The organism is Kitasatospora sp. NPDC059648, from assembly GCF_042734825.1.
GTDB lineage: Bacteria > Actinomycetota > Actinomycetes > Streptomycetales > Streptomycetaceae > Kitasatospora.
This window is the reverse complement of the sequence record NZ_JBHWDU010000114.1, coordinates 1-20,018: the sequence shown is the minus strand read 5'-3', so window position 1 is coordinate 20,018 and position 20,018 is coordinate 1. Positions and strand designations below refer to the sequence as shown.

Genomic DNA, 20,018 nt, shown 5'->3' with positions numbered 1-20,018 from the left:
CGCCCTGCGCGGAGCGTTGGAACAACTGACAGCCGAGCTCGTTCTCGAGCTCACGTATGCGCTGGCTGAGCGGGGGCTGCGACATGTGCAGCCGCGCAGCCGCGCGACCGAAGTGCAACTCCTCGGCCACGGCGACGAAATACCGCAGGCGGCGAAGATCCATGCCGTGCACCATATCGAGACGGTCCGAGGACTACCGAAACAGTCTTGGACGGCCCTGCGGGTGCGCTGGTGAGCTGGTCCCGGCGCGAGCGAATGGTTCTCGCCCGACTCCTGCTCACCAACGGAGGCACTCGCATGCACCAGCACAGCCACGGCTACGCCGAGCCGTCCGACCTGCAACGCGCCCGGCAGGTCGGCCGCCTCGCTCCCGAGGAGTTCGCCGCCTGGCAGTCCTTCCAGGAGGTCGTCGACCGCGGAAACGGCTCCGTGCCACGCAAGTACCGTGAACTGGTGGCGATCGCCGTGGCACTGACCACCCAGTGCTCGTACTGCCTCGACGTGCACACCGCCCAGGCCCGCCGGCACGGCGTCACCGCCGAGGAACTCGCGGAGGTCATCTTCGTTGCCGGAGCGGTGCGTGCCGGCGGGGCGCTGGCTCATGGCCTGCAGGCGATGAAGCTCTACGACGGACACTCGGTCACGTCGTCACCCTCGTAGGCCCTGCCACGCACCGCCTCTGGCCGGCGGACTCACATGGTCACCGAGGCTTTGGAACGCCCTGCCCGGGATGCGCGCGCGGTCCGGGAGTTGTGTGCCGAAAGCACGTCAGCCGCCTCCTCCAGGCCATCGGCCCCGAGGCCCAGGCCAGCCTCGGCCCCCAACTGCGCCTCAAGTACCGCCTCCCCCAGGCCGACCGGATGAACCGCTTCGTCGCCCTCCAACGCCTCCACCGCGCCGTCCGCCGCACCGGCGAGGCTTGTCGGCCGCCGCTGGGGCCGGCCACGGCCGTATCCGCCGCGGCCGCGGACCCGCGAGCCGGTCGCCGACACGCGTCATCCTCCGCCGATACCGGCCGCGGCGGAGGATGACGCCCCGGCCGGGCGGCCGACACGGTGGTCAGTACGGCCGCGAGACGACCGTGGGCACAGTCATGGCTCTACTGGAAGTGAACCGTGCCGGGCGGCGGGGCCGGCAGGCAGTCCGGGCCCGATCCGTCCAGCAGACCTGCCGTGATCACGCCGTAGGCGTGGGAGGGGGCGGTCTTGGCGAGGGGGAAGCCCACCATGAGCAGCTTGCCGGCGGGGATCTTGCTGGGGCGGATGTAGAGAACGGTCTTGCCGTCCTCCCCACCGATGTCCCAGCCGTCGGCCGGCAGGCTGGCGTCGCTGGGGGAGGGGCGCGCCGAACCGGGCGGGGCCGAGCGCGGCGTTTCGCCGCGGGGCGGCTCCGGGTTGGGGGAGGTGGACGGGGACGAGGACGGGCTGGGGGACGCGGTCGGGTCGGGACCGCCCCACGGGGTGGCGCAGTCGGGGTCACCGGCCAGCACGCGGCTGTGAACGCCGATGCGGTCCAGGTCCTTCTGCAGCCTGCCCAGGTCGATCTTCCCGGCCGGGTTGACGATGGTGAGTTTGACGAGGTCGCTCCCGTCGTTCTGCAGGGTGTAGGCGGCCGCGGGCTGGTTCGGCAGCACAGTCAGGGCGACGCCTGCCACGGCGGCGGCCAGACCCGAGGCCAAACCGACCGGGACCCAGCGCACGCGGACGCCACGGCGGGGTCGGGCCGTGGCCGACTGGTCCGGGTGCGGGCTTTCCGCCCGCTGCTGGACATGGTTCTTGAGCTCGTGCATCAACCGCTCCTCGAAGCGTTCGGCGTTCATTCAGGCCTCCACAAGGGACGAGGGGGACGGAGAGGGTTCGGGATTGGCGCCGGGCTGCTGGAGGGCCTTGCGAGCCCGGTGCAGCCGGACCCGGGCAGCCACGGTGCTGATACCGAGTGCCTTGGCGGCCTCGGAGACGCTCAGACCGTCAACCGCAACCAGTTCCAGCACCTCCCGCAGTCCGCGCGGCAGCAGAGCGATGCGTTCCAGCAGCTGTCGCGAGGCGCGCTCGGCGTCGATGCGCTCCTCCAGCCGTGCGATGTCATCGCCGTCCAGCAGCCGGTGGCCGGCTATTCGGCCCTCTGCCGCCCAGATCCGCGCCGCGCGCCGTTCCTGGGACGCGGCCACGTTGCGGGCGATGCCGTGCAGCCAGGCGATCGGCGTGCCCAGCTGCGGCCGGTACCCGCCGGCGGCGGAGATCGCCGCGAGGAAGACCTCGGTGACCAGGTCGGCCGCAGCGTGCGGGTCCCGGGTCCGCCGGGTCGCGTACCGCAGCACTGCTTGCACGTGCTCCCGATAGAAGGCCTCGAACGCCTCTGGATCCTCACCGATCCGCGCGACCAGACCGCTGTCCGGCGGTTTCCTCACATCGACTCCCTTGTCTGTCCGTCCCCCACATCTCCTCTTGGCGACGCACGACAGGAGCGTTACATCCGCACCGGAACCGACTTTGAGGCCCCGGTGCTCAGCGGGCTGACATGTGAGGCGATGTCATGTCCGTCGTCACTGGACCGCGAACGATTTCGCCGATGCCGCCCTGGCGGACGACCTCCTCGACCGGCTGCGGGCTGTTCCGGGCGAGCACACGGCGTGAAGCGCCTACCGGTGCGCCCCCTCCGGCAGGACCACCTCGACCGCTCCAACGGGCCACTCTTGCTGAATGACACAAGGTGTCCTATGGTGAACAAAGTTTCTTGAGGTGCTGCTCCAGCGGCACCCGGACGCGCGGCGCCGCCGGAGGGCGACCCCGCGCACCCCCAGGAGGAGAGCGAAGATGGCAAAGACCCTGCGAGACTCGAAGGACGTGCTGGTCAGCCGTGCGAAACAGCAGATGGACAGCTTCTTCGGCGACTCGGAGCTGACCACGCGGCAGAAGCTGGCCCTGACGTGCCGCATCGCCTTCGACGGCGGACACGACTCGGGACTCGCCGGGCAGATCAGTGCCCGCGGCCCGCGGCCGGGTACCTACTACACCCAGCGGCTGGGCCTCGGCTTCGACGAGATCACCGAGGACAACCTGCTGCTCGTGGACGAGGACCTCCAGGTGCTCGAGGGCGAGGGCATGCCCAACCCCGCGAACCGGTTCCACACCTGGATCTACCAGGTCCGGGAGGACGTCAACTGCATCGTCCACACCCACTCGCTGCACACCGCGGCTCTCGCGATGCTGGAAGTCCCCCTGGTGGTCTCCCAGATGGACACCACGCCCCTGTACGACGACTGCGCCTTCCTGAAGGAATGGCCGGGCGTCCCCGTGGGCAACGAGGAGGGTGAGATCATCGCCGGCGCCCTCGGCGGCAAGCGCGCCATCCTCCTCGCCCACCACGGTCAGCTCGTGACCGGCGCGACGGTGGAGGAAGCCTGCAACCTCGCGATGCTCATCGAGCGGGCCGCGCGCCTGCAGCTCCTCGCCATGGCGGCGGGCACCGTCCAGCCGCTCGACCCCGAACTCGCCCGCGAGGCCCACGACTGGACCTCCACCGACCGGCGCAACAAGGCGAACTTCGCCTACTACGCGCGCCGGGCACTGCGCAACCACCCCGACTGCGTCTCCGGCCAGGTGAGGATCTGATGACCAATCCGCCGCTGCAGGGAATCATCTCCTACCCCGTCACCCCCTTCGACACGGTCACCGGCGAAGTCGACCTCGCCGCGCTGAGCCGGCTCACCGACGACCTCGTCACCGCGGGAAGCCACGCCGTCGCCCCGCTGGGCAGCACCGGTGAGAGCGCATACCTTCGCGAGGAGGAATGGGACGCCGTCTGCGCGACCACGCTGCAGGCCGTCGCGAAGCGCGTCCCCACCCTGGTCGGCGTCTCCCACTGGAGCACCGAGGGCACGGTGCGCAGGGCTCGCGTGGCCGCCCGGCACGGCGCCACCGCGATCATGGTGCTGCCCCAGGTGTACTGGAAGCTGACACCGGCCGAACTGGAACGGCACTACGCGGCCGTGGCGGCCGCGACGGACCTTCCGGTGATGCTCTACAACAACCCGGGCACCAGCGGGGTCGACCTGCTCCCGGAAACGGTGGCCGCCCTCGCCCGCAAGATCCCCACCCTCACCATGGTCAAGGAAAGCTCCGGCGACGTCGCCCGCTTCCGCGCCCTCCGTGAACTGTCCGACGGGGCACTGTCGGTCTACAACGGCAACAACCCGGTCGCCCTGGAGGCCTTCCGCTCCGGGGCCGTGGGCTGGTGCACCGCGGCACCGTGCCTGGTCCCGCAGCGGGTCCTGGAGCTGTATGCCGCAGCCACGCGCGGCGACGACGTCCGCGCCGACGCCGTCCTGGCGGACCTGCTCCCGTTCCTGAGGTTCATCGTCGACCACGGCCTGCCCCGTGCCATCAAGGCCGGGCTCCGGCTGCAGGGGCGCGGCAGCGGTCACCCGCGCACGCCGCTGCTGCCGTTGCCGGACCAGGAGACGGAGCACCTGCGAAAGCTGCTCGAGCGTCTGGCGGGGCGTCCCGTCGTGGACGGTCAGGGCGCAGGCACGGCGGAACCGGCCGCCTGAGGACACGCCCGGCCGGCGCAGCTCCGCCGCCCACGCCGTGCAGCGGGCCGACCGCTTCCGCGGCCCCGGTCCGTCTCCCGGAACGGTGGCGACGACCGCTTCGCGGGGATGGGCCCTGTACTGGATCACGACGGCCCGCCGATCCTCGCTGCCGTGCCCGTACGGCTCAGCGTCCGCATCGCCGCCCGGCACCCCGCCGGGGACCACGTCCTGATCACCGGGGGCGCCCACCGGGCCGACCGGGATACCCAGGGATACTGGGGCTCTCGGCCGGCCCGAAGGCCGCGGGATGCGCGAAGGGAAGAGACAGTGATCAACCGGGTACGGCAGCTGCGCAAGGAACGGTTGATGACGCTCGAAGCATTGGCCGACCTCTCCGGGGTCACCAAGAGCTACCTCTCCAAGGTGGAGCGCGGGCACAGCCTCCCGTCGATCGCCGTGTGCGCCTCTCTCGCCAAAGCCCTGGGCGTTCCCCTGGACCACCTCTTCGCCGACAGCGAAGAACTCGTCGACGTCATCGTCACCCGGGCGGGGGAACGGCAGGCGCTCACGGCCGCCGACGAACCCGGCACCCGCTACGAGGGAATGGCGCTCGCCGCCGGCACCAAGAGCATGGCCCCGTTCATGCTGCACCCGCCGCACGACGCCGACCACGTCCCCTTCCGCGACCACCCCGGGGAGGAATTCGTCTTCGTGCACGAAGGGCAGGCCGAGCTCATCCTGCCCTCGCGCTCGATCCCCCTTCACCCGGGGGACTGCGCCTACTTCAAAGCCAGCACACCGCACAAGCTGCGCTCCGTCGGTGCCCGGCGAGCCGCCGTGCTCCTCCTCGTCGCCCATGACGACGCCGACGCGACCGTGCAGCAGACGTCGCGGGCCCACCTGCCCTGATCCGTCGCTCCGGCCCGACGCCGCTGAGGTCCTATGGCTACGGCCGGGGAGTGGCGCGCCGCCGAACTCCCGGGTTCAGCCGGGCGGACATGCCGGACCGGCTGACTGGTCCGGCAGGTACGCCGCCCGCTCCTCCTGGGTCAGACCTCGGCTGACGGCCCGGCAGATCCGCTCGACCGCTGCGGCGGGTCGGGGGAGGACGATGGTCCGCAGCCGTGCGGTGTCGTCGTAACTACCGGTGGCGATGGTTCTTCCATCGGGGCTGAACGCCGCCGACAACACCATGTCGGTGTGGCCGGTCAGGGTGGCACGGGTTGCGCCGGTGGCCACGTCCCACAGTTTCACGGTGTGGTCGCGGCTGGCGGTGACGAGGGTCTTCCCGTCGGGGCTGAACGCCGCCGAGAACACCGTGTTGGTGTGGCCGGTCAGGGTGGTGAGGCTCCTGCCAGTGGCCACGTCCCACAACCGTGCGGTGTTGTCGCCGCTGGCGGTGGCGAGGGTCTTCCCGTCGGGGCTGAACGCCACCGACCACACCTCGCCGGTGTGGCCGGTCAGCGTGCTGAGGCTCCTGCCGGTGGCCGCGTCCCACAGCCGAACGGTTCGGTCCGCGCTGCCGGTTGCCAGGGTGCGACCGTCAGGACCGAACGCCGCCGAGAACACCGTGTTGGTGTGGCCGGTCAGGGTGGCATGGGCCGCGCCGGTGGCCACGTCCCACAGTTTCGCGGTGTGGTCGCGGCTGGCGGTGGCGAGGGTCTTCCCGTCCGGGCTGAACGCCACCGACATCACCATGTCGGCGTGACCGATCAGGGTGGCACGGGCCGCGCCGGTGGCCACGTCCCACAACCGTGCGGTGTTGTCGCCGCTGGCGGTGGCGAGGGCTTTCCCGTCGGGGCTGAACGCCACCGACCACACCTCGCCGGTGTGGCCGGTCAGGGTTGAGCGGGCTGCGCCGGTGGCCACGTCCCACAGTTTCGCGGTCCGGTCGGTACTGCCGGTGGCGAGGGTCTTCCCGTCGGGGCTGAACCCCACCGACCACACCGGTCCGGTGTGGCCCGTCAGCATCGAGCGGGACCCCGCATCCCACAGCCGCGCGGTCTTGTCGCCGCTGCCGGACGCGAGGGTCTTCCCGTCGGGGCTGAACGCCACCGAGTACACCTCGCCGGTGTGGCCGGTCAGAGGCGTGCGGGTGGCGCCGGTGGTTACGTCCCACAGCAGTACGGTGTTGTCGGCACTGCCGCTTGCGAGGGTGCGGCCGTCAGGACTGAACGCCGCCGAGACCACCGCGTCACTGTGGCCGGTCAGGGTCAAGCGGGTCGTGCCGGTGGCCACGTCCCACAGCCGTGCCGTGTAGTCGCGGCTGCCGGTTGCGAGGGTGCGGCCGTCGGGACTGAACGCCACCGCGTAGACCTCGTTGGCGTGGCCGGTGAGGGTGGCTCGGACAGTGCCGGTGGCCGCGTCCCACAGGCGAACGGTCCTGTCCGTGCCGGCGGTTGCGAGGGTGTGGCTGTCGGGGCTGAACGCCACCGAGCGCACCTCTCCGCTGTGGCCGGTGAGGGTGGTGCGGTTCGCTCCGGTGGCCGCGTCCCACAGGCGAACGGTTCCGTCGGCGCCGGCGGTTGCGAGGGTGTGGCCGTCGGGGCTGAACGCCACCGAGTAGACCGAGTCGGTGTGACCGGACAGGCGTCGCCGCAGTGGGAGGGACGCGGCATTGTCCAGGCTCTCGACGGCTTCGGCAGTGTGGCCGGTGCGGTACGCCTGGACGGCCAGCAGCGAGGCGAGGTCGGGGTTGGTGCTGATGAGGGTGCCGGCCTGGAGGGCGAGCTGCCGGGAGAGGGCCGTCTGCCGTTCGGCGACGGCCGTCCGCTGCTGCCAGACGGCGTATCCCGCAGCGGCGAGTGCGAGGACGACGACCCCGGCCAGGATCGCGTTGAGACGTCTGCTGCGCCGGATGACGGCCTGCTGGCGCTGCCTGCTGGCGGCGAGGAAGGTGGCGATCCCGCTCGGTAGGCGGCGGTGCCGGGACCATTCGAGGCCTTCCGCGAGCGCTGTCCCGCCGAGCAGGTCACCGGGGTCCTTCTGCTCGGCCCAGCGGGCTCGCCGTTCCCGGGTGTGTTCGAGCCACTCCTGGAAGCGGTGGTCCTGGTTGACCCACTCGCGTAGCGTGCCCCAGTCGCGGATGAGCGCGTCATGGATGAGCTCGGCCACCGGCTGCCCGGCCGGGGCGTCGGATCCTACGGCCGTGGGCGTGTAGGTGGTGATGATCCGGTGGCCGGTGAGGGCGGCGAGGACGGCGTCGAAAGCTCGCTCGCTGCCGGGAACGGCGTCGGGGTCGGCTGCCAGGTCGCGCAGCTCCCGCAGGGGGACCTGTGCCCGGATGGCCGGAATCTGGTGGCCCGGGTCGGCCGGGCGAACCAGGGAGGTCAGGATCCGCCGTGCGATGGACCGGTGGCCGGGGGCCAGCTGGTCGAGAGCGGTGTCGCACCAGGTGGTCAGGCTTCCGGTGACCGCGCCGATGCGCCGGTAGGCGTCGTGGGTGAGGTAGCCGTCCTGGCGGCCTTGCCAGAGCTGGCTGAGGGCCAGCTCCAGCAGGGGCAGGACGGTGACGGGAGCCTGGCGGCTGGCGGTCCCGTCGGGGGTGGTGGCCAGGACGTCGGTGACGATCTGCTCGGGCAGTCCGGGCTGGAAGCGGGCGCCCACGTCCTGGGCGGGCAGGGTGATGATGTCGCACAGGTCGTCTTGGCTCAGGCTGCCCGGCACGTTGAGGAGCCCAGGCATCGCGGCGTGCAGCAACTTCGGTGCCAGGGCGGCGAGTTGGTGGTAGAAGTCGTCGCGCATGACCAGGATCACCTGGAGCCGGGCGATCGAGTCGACCGCCGCGGTGAGCTGGTCCGCGACGGCCAGGCGGCGGTCCGGCCGTCGGCCGTCGGCGGGCTGGGCGAGGAACTCCTCGAACTGGTCGATGATCAGGATGATGCGCTGGTAGCCGGGGTCGGCCGCGAGTCTGCGGGTGACGGCGGCGGCGATCCCGTCGGTGGCGGCCCCGGGGAGCCCGGCGTGTTCGAGTTCGGCCACCAGATCCTGCCTCGGTCTGGCGAGCACGGGTAACCACCGTTCGCTGCCGGGTAGTTCAGCCGCGGCGAGGGCGGGTAGGACGCCGGCCTGGATCAGGGACGACTTGCCCGATCCGGAGGGCCCGAGCAGCAGCGTCAGCCGCCTGTGCCGGGTCAGGTTCGCCAGCACCTGCCGTACCGCGTCCCTGCGGCCCTCGAACCACCGAGCCTGCTCCGCGGTGAAGGGCTCCAGGCCCCGGTAGGGGCACACGTCCCGCTCGGCCAGGTCGGGCTGGATTTCCCGCAGTGTTCGCGTCGGCGTGGCATAGGCGATGCCCTGCCCCCGCTCAAAGGCGTCGGGGGCGGTGATCTCGGTGACCATGCCGACGACCAGGCCGGTCACCTCGTCCAGGACCGGGCCGCCACTGAACCCGGTGGTCAGGTCGTTGGCATCGGTCAACTGCAGCAGCGCGCCCCTGCCCGCGCCGGGCGGCAGCAGATCACCGGCCACCCCGAAGCCGAAGTGCCCGCCCGGCGGGGCCTGCGCGGGGAACCCGAACGACCGCACCCGGTGGCCCCGGCAGCCCGCCGCCGCGCCCAACGGCAACGGCTCCGTACCCGCGGTGGTCCTGTTCAGGCGCACGACGGCGATGTCGTCGCCTTCCGGGGCACGCCAGGCTTCGTCCAGGACCCTGCCCTCCACCCGCGGCGCATCGTCCGCGTGTGGGAATACCAGCCGCACCCGCTCCCCGGGCCCGCTCCCGGCGGCGACCACCACGTGCGCGCAGGTGACCAGGAGGCCCTCGGCCACCAGGAAACCCGCTCCGGCCACCTCACCGCCCGCTCCGAGGACCTGGGCCACGGCGGAAAGCAGCCCTGGCGCACGGTCGCCGTCCGGCCCCTTGCCAGCGATGTCCACCGGTCACCCCGGACTCTCGCCCGCGCCCGGGTGGCCGGCCGTGTTCCTGTTCCACGTCATGGTCACCATCAGATGACCGGTGGCACCGGCCTTGGTGATCACGGCCCCGGCCTCGACCGCGAGGTCGACGCCGAACGCGACCGTGATCTCGTCGGGGCAGGCCTTGCGCAGCTGGTCGAGGGTGGCCCGCGCCGCCTCGGTGACCGGCTGCAGAGCCTCCTGCAGACTCTCCGGCAGCTCATGGATGGCATCGCCGACACGACCGGCCTTCACCGGCCCCCCCAGCCCCGCCGGGGCCTCGATCAGGACACAGCCCCCGCCCTCCAACGGCATCCGGGCCAGAGCTGCCACGATCTCCTCCTTCACCCCGTCGCACTCGTCGACACACGGGCCTTCGGGCCTCTCGGACGGAAGCGGGCGGTACCGCGGGCACGCCGGGCCGCCCACAGCCGGGGCTGGGACGCCAGCGCTGTCCGTAGAACTGGCGACTGCGGCGGCTCGGGGCCGGGGGACCGTTCGCAAACGCTCTTCAACCAAGAACCACCGAGCGCGTGAACCGCTTACCGGCCCTGAGGACGCATCGCACGCTGCCACCCGGTGTCATCGTCATCAGTGCCAGTACCTGCCGCACTCGGAGTGGGCCGTGTGAATGAAAGCCTCGCCGCCGGCCGCCGGCTAGTACTCCAGTGAGAGTTCTCCATGTGCCCTGGTCAGCGGCCTGGGGACGGTGAGTGTAGCGAGACTTCCGGGTGGGTGGGGCGGCTTTGACGTGGATGTCCCGCCCACGGGTGGCCGCGCCGCACGTAGTGACAGCGCCGGGCGTGTGCTTGGTGACGTCGACGCCACCGGGACCATGTCACTGCGTGGCTGCGGTCCGGAGTACGGTGGCGGGGGCCAGTTGCCAGCAGACGGCGAATCTCGGCCGGTGTGAGGTCCACGAGGTCGGGCGTGTCGGGATTGCTGCCCCCCTTTTCGCGTTCCTGGGCGGCGATGGCGGCCAGGAACGTGTGGGCCGAGCATGGAGAGTGTCGGTACCAGCCCACGTAGCGGCGCACTTCGTACTGGTCCAGGCCGCATGCGTTCTTGGCGCTCTGGAAGGCCTCCTCGATCTTCCAGCGGCAGCCCGCTACGCGGACCAGGTCCGCGACGGTGGCCTCCAACGGCGCGCAGGCCAGGTAGTAGGCGATCTCGTCCGGCTTGGCGATGCTGCGGCGGGCCAGCATCCAGTGCTGGCGGGTGGGTTCGTCGCCGTCGAACTCCCAGACGGCGGGCAGGCGGGCGGCGGCCCAGTCGTAGAGGCGTTCGCCCTTGGCGCCGACCCCGGCGGACAGACGTTGCCAGGCCTCGGGCGGGGCCTGGCCGATGAGGTGGTCGATGCGCGGGCCGTGGACCTGCTGGGACTTCGGCACCGCTACCGCGTAGGAGAGTTGGGCGTCTTCGAGGAAGCGGCGAAAGTGGGAGTCCTGGCCGTAGGCGGAGTCGGCTGTGACCCAGGCGATGGGCAGGGGCGAGGCCAGCGCGCGCGTGATCATGGTGCGGGCCAGCTCGCCCTTCGTCGCGAAGGCACGTTCGTCGGCGATGCGTGCGGCCCTGCAGCGTTCGCGGTCATCGGTCCAGGACTTGGGCAGGTAGAGCACTCGGTCGACCAGGGCGTGGCCGCGGCTGGTGGCGTAGGCGGCGAAGACGCCGATCTGGCAGTTCTCGGTGCGGCCGGCGGTGCCGGAGTACTGGCGCTGGACTCCGGCGGAGACGTGCCTTTCTTCACGAAGCCGGTGTCATCGATGATGAACACGCCCTCTGGGGATCCGAGTATCGGTCCGCTGCTGGTCGGGAGACACCCTGGACCCGCCGGGAGCAACCCTGGCGGCAGCGCGGCGGGGGCACGCACAGACTGGTACAGGCCGGTCCGCGTCCGAACCCCCGAGCGGGCAGCGGACCGGCGCCCCTCATCCACTCGCCGCTTTCCGCCGACGGCCCTGTTCGCCCGCTGTTGGAGCGCTGCCGGATGGCATGCTCGCGGCCGAAAAACTCGCAGGTCATAGCCCTGGCCTTCGGCTGATCGGCGGGTCTGGCTTCCCGGCACGGCGGCCCCACCACAGCGCCCGCCGGGCCGCCGAGCAGCCGCGCCTCCTGTCGGCGCTGCTGGCCTCCCGCCGGCCGGGCCCGCGTGGAACGCACCCCCTCGTTCCCGGGCCCGGCCGTCTGCGCCTCACCACGCCTGGACGGCTTCGGCCGCCCATCCGGTATGCGCACAGCGAGGTGGAACAAGGCATCGACGGCACCATCCTGCGGAACACCGTCACCGACCCGCTGCCCGGCCGCCCCGCTGGCGTCAGCGTCGGCGGGGCGGCCGGGCGCCCCGGCCTGCACATCGTCCAGCAGACTCTCGACCGCGTGGGAACACCAGTCCCACGGGCCGGGGCCAGGACGTCTGCTCAGCAGCACGGGGCTGCCCGGTCCCGGCCTTGTGATCAATTACCGGTTTTCTGCTTCGTGCTTGAGGTTGGTGACCCAGTCGTGCAGGGAGTTGTCCAGGGCCGCCTGCAGGGCGGCTTGGTTCGCGGTGACGGGTTCTCCGGTCCAGGACTCCTCGGTGTGGACGAGGATGCCGTCGCGGGTGGGGGTGAAGGTCCAGACGTGGACGGCGGTGATGCCCTGGGCCGGGCCGCCCCAGGCGAGGCGCCTGCCGTGGTCGACCTGCTGGACGGTGGAGGTGATGTCGAGTCCTTCGGTGCTCCAGCGGAACCTTGAGCCGGGGCGCAACTGGCCGGGGGTGTTCTTGACGACGGTTTCGACGTTGGGCTGCCAGGCGGGCCACTTCTCGACGTCGGTTTGGATCTTCCAGACGGTGTGCAGCGGGGCGTGGATGAGGATGTCGGCGCGGGTGATGACCGGGGCGTGTTCGTCGATCTGCACGTCGGTGCGGTGGGCGGCCGCTGCGGTGGGCGTCTGGTCGGTGGTGAGGGCGGACGCGGCAGTGGAGGCAGTGAGGAGTAGTGCGAGGGTGAGGGCGGTGGTGGTGGCTGCGGTGGGTGCGCGCATGGCTGTGCTCTTTCTTTGAAGTGGTATGGCGGATCCCGGGGGCGGCGGGCGTCCCCGGGATCCGGCTCGGGTGGAGTCAGAGGGTGCTGTCGGGAATCCAGGAGCCGTGGATTCCGGCGGTGACGCGGCGGGGGAGGTGGACGGTGGCGACCTTGTCGAGGTCGGCCGCGTCCAGAACGAGCAGCTGGGAGGCGTCCTGCTTGAGATCGGAGACGACGGTGAGCAGGTAGCCGTCGTCCTCCCGGGTACCGCCGGTGGCGGGGACGAACACCGCTTCGCTGGGCAGCCGGGCGTCGCCGGCCTGGTGGATGCGCCGCTCACCCGTGGCACGGTCGTACTTGACGACGCCGTAGCCGCCGAAGCCGTTCTGGTCGGGGAAGGAGATCGCGTACTGGTAGCGGTTCTCGATGCCGAGGAAGTCCTCGTTGAGGGTGGGGAACTCGATGGCGAGGTCGTCGACCACCCGCTCGTCGACCCGGCCGGTCGCCAGGTCGAGGACCCAGCGGCGGTTGTAGGAGCGGGCGTTGGGCTCGCTGCCGCGGCCGGGCGCGCCGACCCACCAGTTCCAGGAGAGCTGGAAGCCCTCGCGGTCGACGGTGGGGCCCTCCAGCACGATGCGGCCTTGGCCGTCGTCGTAGGCGTTGGCGACGTGGAGCATGTTGCCGGGTTCGATCGGGAACCAGCGGATCGCGGCGGCGCCCTGCGCTCCGCGCGGCATGACGCCGATCCGGGACGGCTGCTCGTCCTGCCAGGAGTAGGGGATGCCGGAGTGCTCGGTGGGGTCGAAGGTGACGGTGCCCTCCACGAAGACCACGTGGTGGCGGGTGATCGCGAAGTCGTGCTTGAGCGCGGCGCTGGCACCGGGGACCTCTGCGCTGTGCGTGATCTGCCCCTTGGCATCGGCGACGTAGTACACCAGGTAGGGCGGGAAGGGCGAGGAGCCGAAGAAGTGCAGCTCGCCGGTGACCGGGTCGCTCTTGGGGTGCGCGGTCATCGCGCTGCGCAGCTTGCCGTCGAAGTCGTAGGCGCCGACGGTGTCCAGCTCGGGCGTGAGTTCGAAGGGGAGGTTCGCCTCGCACAGGGCGAGCAGCCGGCCGGCATGCTCGATCACGTGGGTGCCGGCGGTGGAGGCAGTCAGGTCGGGGCCGTTCTCGGTCATGTAGGGGGCGCCGTCCAGCGCGGGGGTGCGTACCCAGCGGTTGCGGTACCACTCGGCGCGGCCCTCGCGCAGCCGGATGCCGTGCACCATGCCGCTGCCCTTGAACCAGTGGGTGGGGGTGACGCCCGGCTTCGGGTTGTGGCTGTTGCGGACCAGCCGGCCGGTCAGCTCCGGCGGGAGGGTGCCTTCGACGGTCAGGTCGGTGGCGGTCAGTTCGTCGGCAACGGGGGTGTAGTGGCCGGTCAGGTAGGGCTTGGCGGTCATGCTCAGGGTCCTCGTGTCTCCAGTGCGGAACAGGGGGAAGGCGGCGGGGTCAGGAAAGCTTCTCGGCGCGGTTCTTGAGGCAGGTGAGCCAGTCCTCCAGGGAGGTGCGCAGGGCTGCGGCGAGCTGGTCGGTGGCGGCGTCGACCGGCGCGCCGCTCCACGACTCCTCGGTGCGGACGACGACACGGTCACCGCTCTGTTCGAAGGTCCACACGTGGACGCCTTGGATGCCGTGGGCCGGGCCGCCCCAGACGATCCGGGCGCCGGGCACCAGCTCGTGGACGGTGGAGGTGATCTCCATCCCGTGGGTGCGCCAGGTGAACGAGGCGCCCTCGGTGAGCGGGCCCTCCATGCGGGCCTGGTCGATGTCGGGGTTCCAGACCGGCCAGTCGTCGATGTCGGTGTGCAGGGACCAGACGCGCTCCAGCGGGGCGTTGATCTCGGTGGACAGGCGGACGATGACGGGTGCGCTCTCGTCGATGGTGAGCACGGGTGTTTTCCTCTCGGCGGTCAGTGCTAAGGGTTGATGCGGGCAGGGGACGTGAAGTGAAGGGGTGCCAGGCAGTCAGCGGCGGGCGGGGACGGCGGACTCCTCGGTGGGCGTGCGGCGCGGCCGGTCAGCGGTGGGTGTGCGGCGCACCCACAGGGCGGCGAGAAGGGCGGTGCCGGCCAGGACGGCGGCGCCCAGGGCGAAGGCGGTGCGGTAGCCGGCGGTCAGCGCCTCCAGGGGCGACTGGTGGCTGCTGGCGCGGGAGGTGACGGATCCGGCGACGGTCGCCAGGACGGCGAGCCCGACGGCGCCTCCGACCTGCCGGGTGGTGTTGACCAGGCCGCCCGCCAAGCCCGCGTCCGATCCGTCGACGCCTGCCACGGACAGCCTGGTGAGCTGGACGAAGGCGACGCTCAGGCCGAGTCCGACCAGGACGCTCGGGCCGAGCACATCGGTGAGGAAGGTGCCGTCTGTGCCGATCCGGGACAGCCACAGCATCCCGGCCGCCTCGGTCAGCAGCGCCGAGACCAGCGCGGTGCGGCCGCCGGTGCGGCGGACGAGGGCGGGGGCGAGCGCGGCGCCGAGCATGTTCGCGAAGGCGAGGGGGAGTTGCCCGAGCCCGGTGGTCAGCGGATCCTCGCCGAGGACCTGTTGCTGGTAGAGCGGTAGGAAGAAGAACAACGCGATCCACACGGAGCCGAACAGGCCCGTCAGCAGGTTCCCGACCGTCACGTCGCGGGCGGCCAAAAGCCGCGGCGGCACCAGAGGGGAGGTGCTGGTGCGCTCGACCCGCCAGAACACCACCGCGAGCACGGCGGCGGCGCCGAACGCGGTCAGCACCCAGGGGTCTGTCCAGCCCGAGCGGCGGGCCGTGGTCAGACCCCACACCAGGGCGGTCAGGGACAGGGCGCTCGTGGCGATCCCGGCCCAGTCGAACCGGGCGCGTTCCGCCCGGCTCGCTGCGGGGATGCATGCGGCCGTCGCCGCCAGCACCGCGAAGCTGCTGATCGCCACCGTGCGGAAGATCCATGGCCAGCCCCACGCCTGGGTCAGCAGCCCACCGAGCACCACCCCCGCCGCACCGCCCGCACCGGACACCGCACCCCAGACCGCCAGCGCCCGGCCGCGGGCCGGGCCCGGCGCAGACAGGCTCACCGCGAGGGCGAGGGCCGCCGGAGCGACGGCCGCCGCCCCGGCCCCCTGGACGGCCCGCGCGGCGATCAGGACACCGGGCGAGGTGGCCAGCGCGGCGATGGCGGAGGCGGCCCCGAAGGTCCCCAACCCGGCCAGCAGGACGCGACGCCGTCCCAGCAGGTCGGCGGCCCGCCCGCCGGCCAGCAGCAGTGCCCCGAACGCCAGGCCGTAGGCGTTGACCACCCACGTGGTGGCGGAGTCGGAGAGGCCGACGCCATCCCTGATCTGCGGCAGGGCGACGTTCACGATCGAGGTGGCAAGCATGACGGTGAACTGGGCGGCGGCCAGCACCGCAAGGACGGTGCCGCGGAGCGGACTGGGCATGGGAACTCCGTGAACTGGGCCGTGGGAAACAGGCCGGTGGGAGGGGAACGGCGCCGCGGCGTCAGCGCGCGGCGCGCTCGGCGGCGGACTTCAGGTGCAGCAGCCACTGCGCAAGGGACCGGTCCAGGGCCCGGGTGACGGCGGCGGCGTCGGCCCGCACGGGCGTACCGTCCCAGGACTCCTCCGTGACGACGAGGGTCGCCCTGGAGGAAGGCGTGAACGTCCACTGGTGGACGGCGGTGATGCCCTGCGAGAGGCCACCCCAAAGAATCGACCGGGGCGCGTCCACGGTGTACACGGTGGAGGTCACGTCCACGCCGCCGGTGCGCCAGTGGAACACCGCGCCCGGCGTCAGCGGAGTCAGGGCGCGGGCCACCGCGATGTCCGGCTGCCAGGCCGGCCAGCCGGGCACGTACGTCAGCAGCTTCCAGACGACGGTGGCCGGGGCCCGGATCGGCAGCTCACGGCGGGCGACGACCGGGGCGGCCCGGTCGATGCCCGAGGGCGTGTTCTTCATGCCCCCGAGTCTGGTCCGGCCCACCCCGCGCCCTCATCGGCGAAAGTCACCTAGGCGACTGCCTAAGTGAGCCGACCGGGCTTAGGCGTCCCGGCCGAGCGCGTCGGCGAGTTGGCGGCGCGAGGTGACGTCGAGCTTGCGGAACACACTGCGCAGATGGGCGTCGATGGTGCGCGGGCTCAGGAACAGCCGATCGGCGACCTCCCGGGAGGTCGCGCCGGTCGCCACCAGGCGTGCGATGTTGAGCTCCTGACCGGTCAACAGCTCCACCGCGCCGAGCCCGGCCGGCCGAGCCTGCTCGCCGGCGGCGGCCAGCTCCACCCGGGCCCGCTCGGCGAACCCCTTCGCGCCCGTCGCGGTGAACAGCTCATGAGCGGTGCGCAGCGCCTCCCGGGCCTCCCGACGGCGGCCGTCCCGGCGCAGCCACGCGCCCTGGTGCAGCAGTGCCCGGCCGTGCCACACCCGCAGGCCGGCGGCGTCCAACCGGGCCACCGCCTCAGCGTGGAGTTCCTCCGGGTCGTCCGACAGCAGGGCGGCGAGGGCCGCGCGCACGCCCAGCGCCCAGTCGGTGCCCGCCGCCGACGCGTGCCGCGACAGCCGTGCGAACGCCTCCTGGGCAGTGCCCTTTTCGCCGCACCGGACGGCAGCCTCGACCAGCTCGGGCAGGGCGAGGCTGGACGTTCCCAGCTCGCCGTCCGCCACGGCCAGCCGGGCCGAGGCCAGTGCCGCGCGGTGGTCGGCGACGCCGTTGGCGTGCAGCGCCGCCGCCGCGTGGACGGTCGCCGTCAGCATGCCCTTGCGCCGGGCGTGCGACTCGGCCAGCACCCGCTCGAACAGGGGCCGCGCCTCAGCGTCCACCCCGCGCACCGCGGCCGCGAACAGCCGGCCGTACCAGTGCGGCGGGACGCCGGTCACCTCGGCTATGCCGTCGGCCTCGCTGTTCAGTGCCGCCGCATCGAGGAGGTCCCCGCGCTGCGCGGCGGCCATCGCCTGCATCCACAGGCCCACCGGCAGGACCATCAGCGTTCCGCCGGCGCGCGCGGCGTCAACGGCCCGACTGGCGAGCCGGTCCTCCAAAGCGATGTCCCACAACTCGACGGCGAGCAAGGCGGCCAGCGACAGCCGGCCCGTCCACAGCGGGTCGGTGACCTGCGACAGCAGCCCGAGCAGCACCGGCACCACCGCGAGGTCGCCGTCGAGGTAGCTGATGAGTGCCTCCAACAGCTCGTCCGGGGTCGAGCGGTCACCGGTCGGGGCGGGTGCCCGCCGGGCCGCCGCCAGGGCGTCTCGCGCCGCGGGCGAGGACCTGCCCACCACCAGACCCGCCTGCAGGGCGTCCAGCAGGTGCATCCGCGCCCGGCCGGGATCGAGGGCGGCCGCCACCACCAGGTGGCCGACCGCGTCCGCCGCACCGTCGCCGAAGAATGCCGCGCGGCCGCGCAGAAGTTCCGCCTGCACCCGTCCGGGGGCGTCGATCGGGCCGCCCTCGGCCGTCTCGACCAGCGTCAGCGCGCTCTCGAACGAGCCGGCCTCCATCGCGGCCCGCGCGGCGGCGAGACTGCGTTCGGCCCGCAGCCGCGGATCGGCCGTCAGGCCCGCGGCCTGTTCCAGGAAGGCCGCCTCGGCAGCGGCCCCGCCCCGGCGCCGCGCCCGCTCCGCGCATCGCAGCAGATCGGCCGCTACCTCCTCATCCGGCCGGGACAGGGACTGCGCCCGGTGCCACGAACGCCGGTCGGGCGCCGTCAGCGGATCGGTGACCTTTGCGAGCGCCCCGTGTACCCGGCGGCGCTCCGCCGGTGAGGCCGCCGTGTACACCGCCGAGCGCACCAACGGATGCCGGAACCTCGACTGCCCGCCCAACTCGATCAGCTCGCTCGCCTCGGCCTCCGGCCCGGCCTGCGGGCCCACCCCCAGCAGATCGGCCGCCCGCCACAACAGGCCAGGGTCACCCAGCGGTTCGGCGGCCGCCACCAGCAGCAGAATCCGGGCGTCCTCGGATAGCCGGGAGACCCGCTGCTGATAGCTCTGCTCGATCCGGTTGGCCGGGGAGACAGGCGTCGGCAGTCCGAAACCGCCCGCCAGCGCGGCGGGCCCGAGCCGGCGCGGCAACTCCAGCAGTGCCAGGGGGTTACCGCGCGCCTCGGCAAGGACCCGCTCCCGCACCTGGTCGTCCAAGGGGCCGAGCAGACTGGACGCCAGCAGCCGGCGCGCCACCTGGTCGGACAGCCGAGGCAGGGTCAGCACTGGCAACCCCTCCAACTCCGCGACGACGTGCGGGTCACGCACCCCGAACACGAACGTCACCGACTCGTCCGCCACCCGCCGGGCCACGAACGCCAGTACCTGCGCCGACGCCCGATCCAGCCACTGCGCATCGTCCACCACGCACACCACGGGCTGCTCCCGGGCAGCATCCGACAGCAGCCCCAACAGGGCCAATCCGACGGCGAAACGACTCGGCGTGCCTCCCTCGCCCAGCCCCAGCCCCAGCGCCACCGTCAGCGCGTTCCGCTGCGCGGCGGGCAACCGCCCGATCCGCTCGTGCAGTGGGCGGGTCAACTGGTGGACGGCGGCGTACGCGAAGTCAGCCTCGAACTCCGCCCCGTTCACCCACAGAAGCCGCACACCCGACAATCCGTCAGTGACATGGCGCAGCAACGTCGTCTTGCCGATGCCGGCCTCACCACGCACGACCGCCGCCCCGCCCCGACCTGCCCGCGCACCGGCCAACAGGTCGACGAGGACAGCACGTGCAGCAGGCGGTATGTACTCAGAGACGGTCACAGAAGCCACCTCGGAATCATGCCATGCCACTTGACCACGGCTTCTTCTCTCAGCCCGTACGACAGTACAGGTGGCCCGCTGTCCGGGGACATCCCGAAGGTGACGGACAACGTACAGAGTCAGAGAATCGGTTTCAGCCCGGTACCACCGGACGTCCACAGGAAGACCACCACGTCCCGCTCACACGACGACCATCACATCTCGTTCGAGTTTGTCGGCTCCCCGCGCGACCCGGTCAGCCTGCGGCCGAGCATTCCGCGCCGCTGCTGTCCGACGACAGCCTGCCGACCGGCGTGGCCACCGCCGTCTTGGACCTCGCGCTGGCCGCAGGCGTCTCGAACGAGGTCGGGCACGCCTTACCCGGGTCGGCCTTCCCGGGGCGTCAGCACGCCGGGTCCGGTCAGTGGCGGCTGTCGTCGGGCGTGCGGAACCAGTCGGCGACAGGCCGGTAGGCGTGTGGCTCAACTCCGACACCCTCCAGCTCCTCACCCAGCTCCAGGCCGTAGGGCACCACGCACTGACACCACTCACACCGCACCCGCCCCCGCGGATGTGAGGCAGCTCACGGGAAGCCGGGCCCAGGAGCAGGCAGCTGATGAAAGTGAGCATCGAGATGCGTGCCCGACTACGGGCTGGGGAGCCGGCCGCGTTCGCCGGGCTGTTCGACGGCTACGCGCGCAGCGTGTACAACCACGCCTTCCGGCTGACCGCCGACTGGGCGACGGCCGACGAGTCATCCTCCGGCCGCAGCAGACCGGCGACCGGCTCTCCGGAGCCCTCGCTGCGGTGGTCGACGAACGCGAACAGCGGGTGGTGGCCGAACGTCTTCTTCCAC

At 72.0% G+C, this 20,018-nt stretch carries 18 protein-coding genes; 5 read left to right on the top strand and 13 right to left on the bottom strand.

Annotated features, from left to right (window positions below; translation table 11 throughout):
* A partial coding sequence (locus ACFV1W_RS36850; protein ID WP_380421648.1) for a LysR family transcriptional regulator occupies positions 1-163 on the bottom strand: 163 nt, incomplete at its 3' end.
* 134 nt (positions 164-297) lie between these two features.
* On the opposite strand from ACFV1W_RS36850, the gene ACFV1W_RS36845 reads away from it, so the two are divergent.
* Positions 298-660: a carboxymuconolactone decarboxylase family protein gene (locus ACFV1W_RS36845; protein WP_380421645.1), complete on the top strand. Its 363-nt coding sequence runs from the start codon at positions 298-300 to the stop codon at positions 658-660.
* 32 nt (positions 661-692) lie between these two features.
* Here the strand turns inward: ACFV1W_RS36845 and ACFV1W_RS36840 are convergent, their stop codons facing one another.
* The 3 genes from ACFV1W_RS36840 to ACFV1W_RS36830 all read right to left on the bottom strand — a co-directional run bounded on the left by ACFV1W_RS36840 (position 693) and on the right by ACFV1W_RS36830 (position 2,407).
* A complete protein-coding gene (locus tag ACFV1W_RS36840; RefSeq protein ID WP_380421644.1) occupies positions 693-992 on the bottom strand; it encodes a hypothetical protein in 300 nt (99 codons plus the stop codon).
* A 107-nt stretch (positions 993-1,099) separates the two neighbouring features.
* Positions 1,100-1,819 (bottom strand): hypothetical protein, encoded by a 720-nt coding sequence (locus ACFV1W_RS36835; protein WP_380421643.1) that lies wholly within the window; start codon positions 1,817-1,819, stop codon positions 1,100-1,102.
* Entirely contained in the window at positions 1,820-2,407 is a 588-nt protein-coding gene (locus ACFV1W_RS36830; protein ID WP_380421642.1) for an RNA polymerase sigma factor, read from the bottom strand.
* A 406-nt stretch (positions 2,408-2,813) separates the two neighbouring features.
* Between ACFV1W_RS36830 and ACFV1W_RS36825 the strand changes: the two genes are divergently transcribed.
* The 3 genes from ACFV1W_RS36825 to ACFV1W_RS36815 all read left to right on the top strand — a co-directional run bounded on the left by ACFV1W_RS36825 (position 2,814) and on the right by ACFV1W_RS36815 (position 5,440).
* Positions 2,814-3,611: an aldolase gene (locus ACFV1W_RS36825; RefSeq protein ID WP_380421641.1), complete on the top strand. Its 798-nt coding sequence runs from the start codon at positions 2,814-2,816 to the stop codon at positions 3,609-3,611.
* On the top strand, positions 3,611-4,549 hold the full coding sequence (locus ACFV1W_RS36820) for a dihydrodipicolinate synthase family protein (RefSeq protein WP_380421640.1): 939 nt from the start codon (positions 3,611-3,613) through the stop codon (positions 4,547-4,549). The genes ACFV1W_RS36825 and ACFV1W_RS36820 overlap by 1 nt, the downstream gene beginning before the upstream one ends.
* A gap of 309 nt (positions 4,550-4,858) precedes the next feature.
* A complete protein-coding gene (locus ACFV1W_RS36815; protein WP_380421639.1) occupies positions 4,859-5,440 on the top strand; it encodes a helix-turn-helix domain-containing protein in 582 nt (193 codons plus the stop codon).
* A 75-nt stretch (positions 5,441-5,515) separates the two neighbouring features.
* Here ACFV1W_RS36815 and ACFV1W_RS36810 read toward each other — a convergent pair whose 3' ends face one another.
* The 9 genes from ACFV1W_RS36810 to ACFV1W_RS36770 form a co-directional block, all read right to left on the bottom strand.
* Entirely contained in the window at positions 5,516-9,409 is a 3,894-nt protein-coding gene (locus ACFV1W_RS36810; protein ID WP_380421638.1) for a trypsin-like peptidase domain-containing protein, read from the bottom strand.
* A 3-nt stretch (positions 9,410-9,412) separates the two neighbouring features.
* The gene (locus ACFV1W_RS36805; RefSeq protein WP_380421637.1) at positions 9,413-9,760 is read right to left on the bottom strand and encodes a CU044_2847 family protein; all 348 of its coding nucleotides are present in this window, start codon (positions 9,758-9,760) and stop codon (positions 9,413-9,415) included.
* Between the two features lie 359 nt (positions 9,761-10,119).
* On the bottom strand, positions 10,120-11,100 hold the full coding sequence (locus ACFV1W_RS36800; protein WP_380421647.1) for an IS701 family transposase: 981 nt from the start codon (positions 11,098-11,100) through the stop codon (positions 10,120-10,122).
* Positions 11,101-11,884: 784 nt separating this feature from the next.
* Positions 11,885-12,451 (bottom strand): SRPBCC family protein, encoded by a 567-nt coding sequence (locus ACFV1W_RS36795; protein ID WP_380421636.1) that lies wholly within the window; start codon positions 12,449-12,451, stop codon positions 11,885-11,887.
* Between the two features lie 76 nt (positions 12,452-12,527).
* Positions 12,528-13,874, bottom strand: a complete 1,347-nt coding sequence (locus ACFV1W_RS36790; protein ID WP_380421635.1) for a carotenoid oxygenase family protein — start codon at positions 13,872-13,874, stop codon at positions 12,528-12,530.
* A gap of 49 nt (positions 13,875-13,923) precedes the next feature.
* Positions 13,924-14,364, bottom strand: a complete 441-nt coding sequence (locus ACFV1W_RS36785) for an SRPBCC family protein (protein WP_380421634.1) — start codon at positions 14,362-14,364, stop codon at positions 13,924-13,926.
* Between the two features lie 75 nt (positions 14,365-14,439).
* The gene (locus ACFV1W_RS36780; protein ID WP_380421633.1) at positions 14,440-15,882 is read right to left on the bottom strand and encodes an MFS transporter; all 1,443 of its coding nucleotides are present in this window, start codon (positions 15,880-15,882) and stop codon (positions 14,440-14,442) included.
* A 61-nt stretch (positions 15,883-15,943) separates the two neighbouring features.
* Positions 15,944-16,399, bottom strand: a complete 456-nt coding sequence (locus ACFV1W_RS36775) for an SRPBCC family protein (RefSeq protein ID WP_380421632.1) — start codon at positions 16,397-16,399, stop codon at positions 15,944-15,946.
* Positions 16,400-16,480: 81 nt separating this feature from the next.
* A complete protein-coding gene (locus ACFV1W_RS36770) occupies positions 16,481-19,183 on the bottom strand; it encodes an AAA family ATPase (RefSeq protein WP_380421631.1) in 2,703 nt (900 codons plus the stop codon).
* A 613-nt stretch (positions 19,184-19,796) separates the two neighbouring features.
* Between ACFV1W_RS36770 and ACFV1W_RS36765 the strand changes: the two genes are divergently transcribed.
* On the top strand, positions 19,797-20,018 hold a 222-nt coding region (locus ACFV1W_RS36765), incomplete at its 3' end, for an RNA polymerase sigma factor (protein ID WP_380421646.1).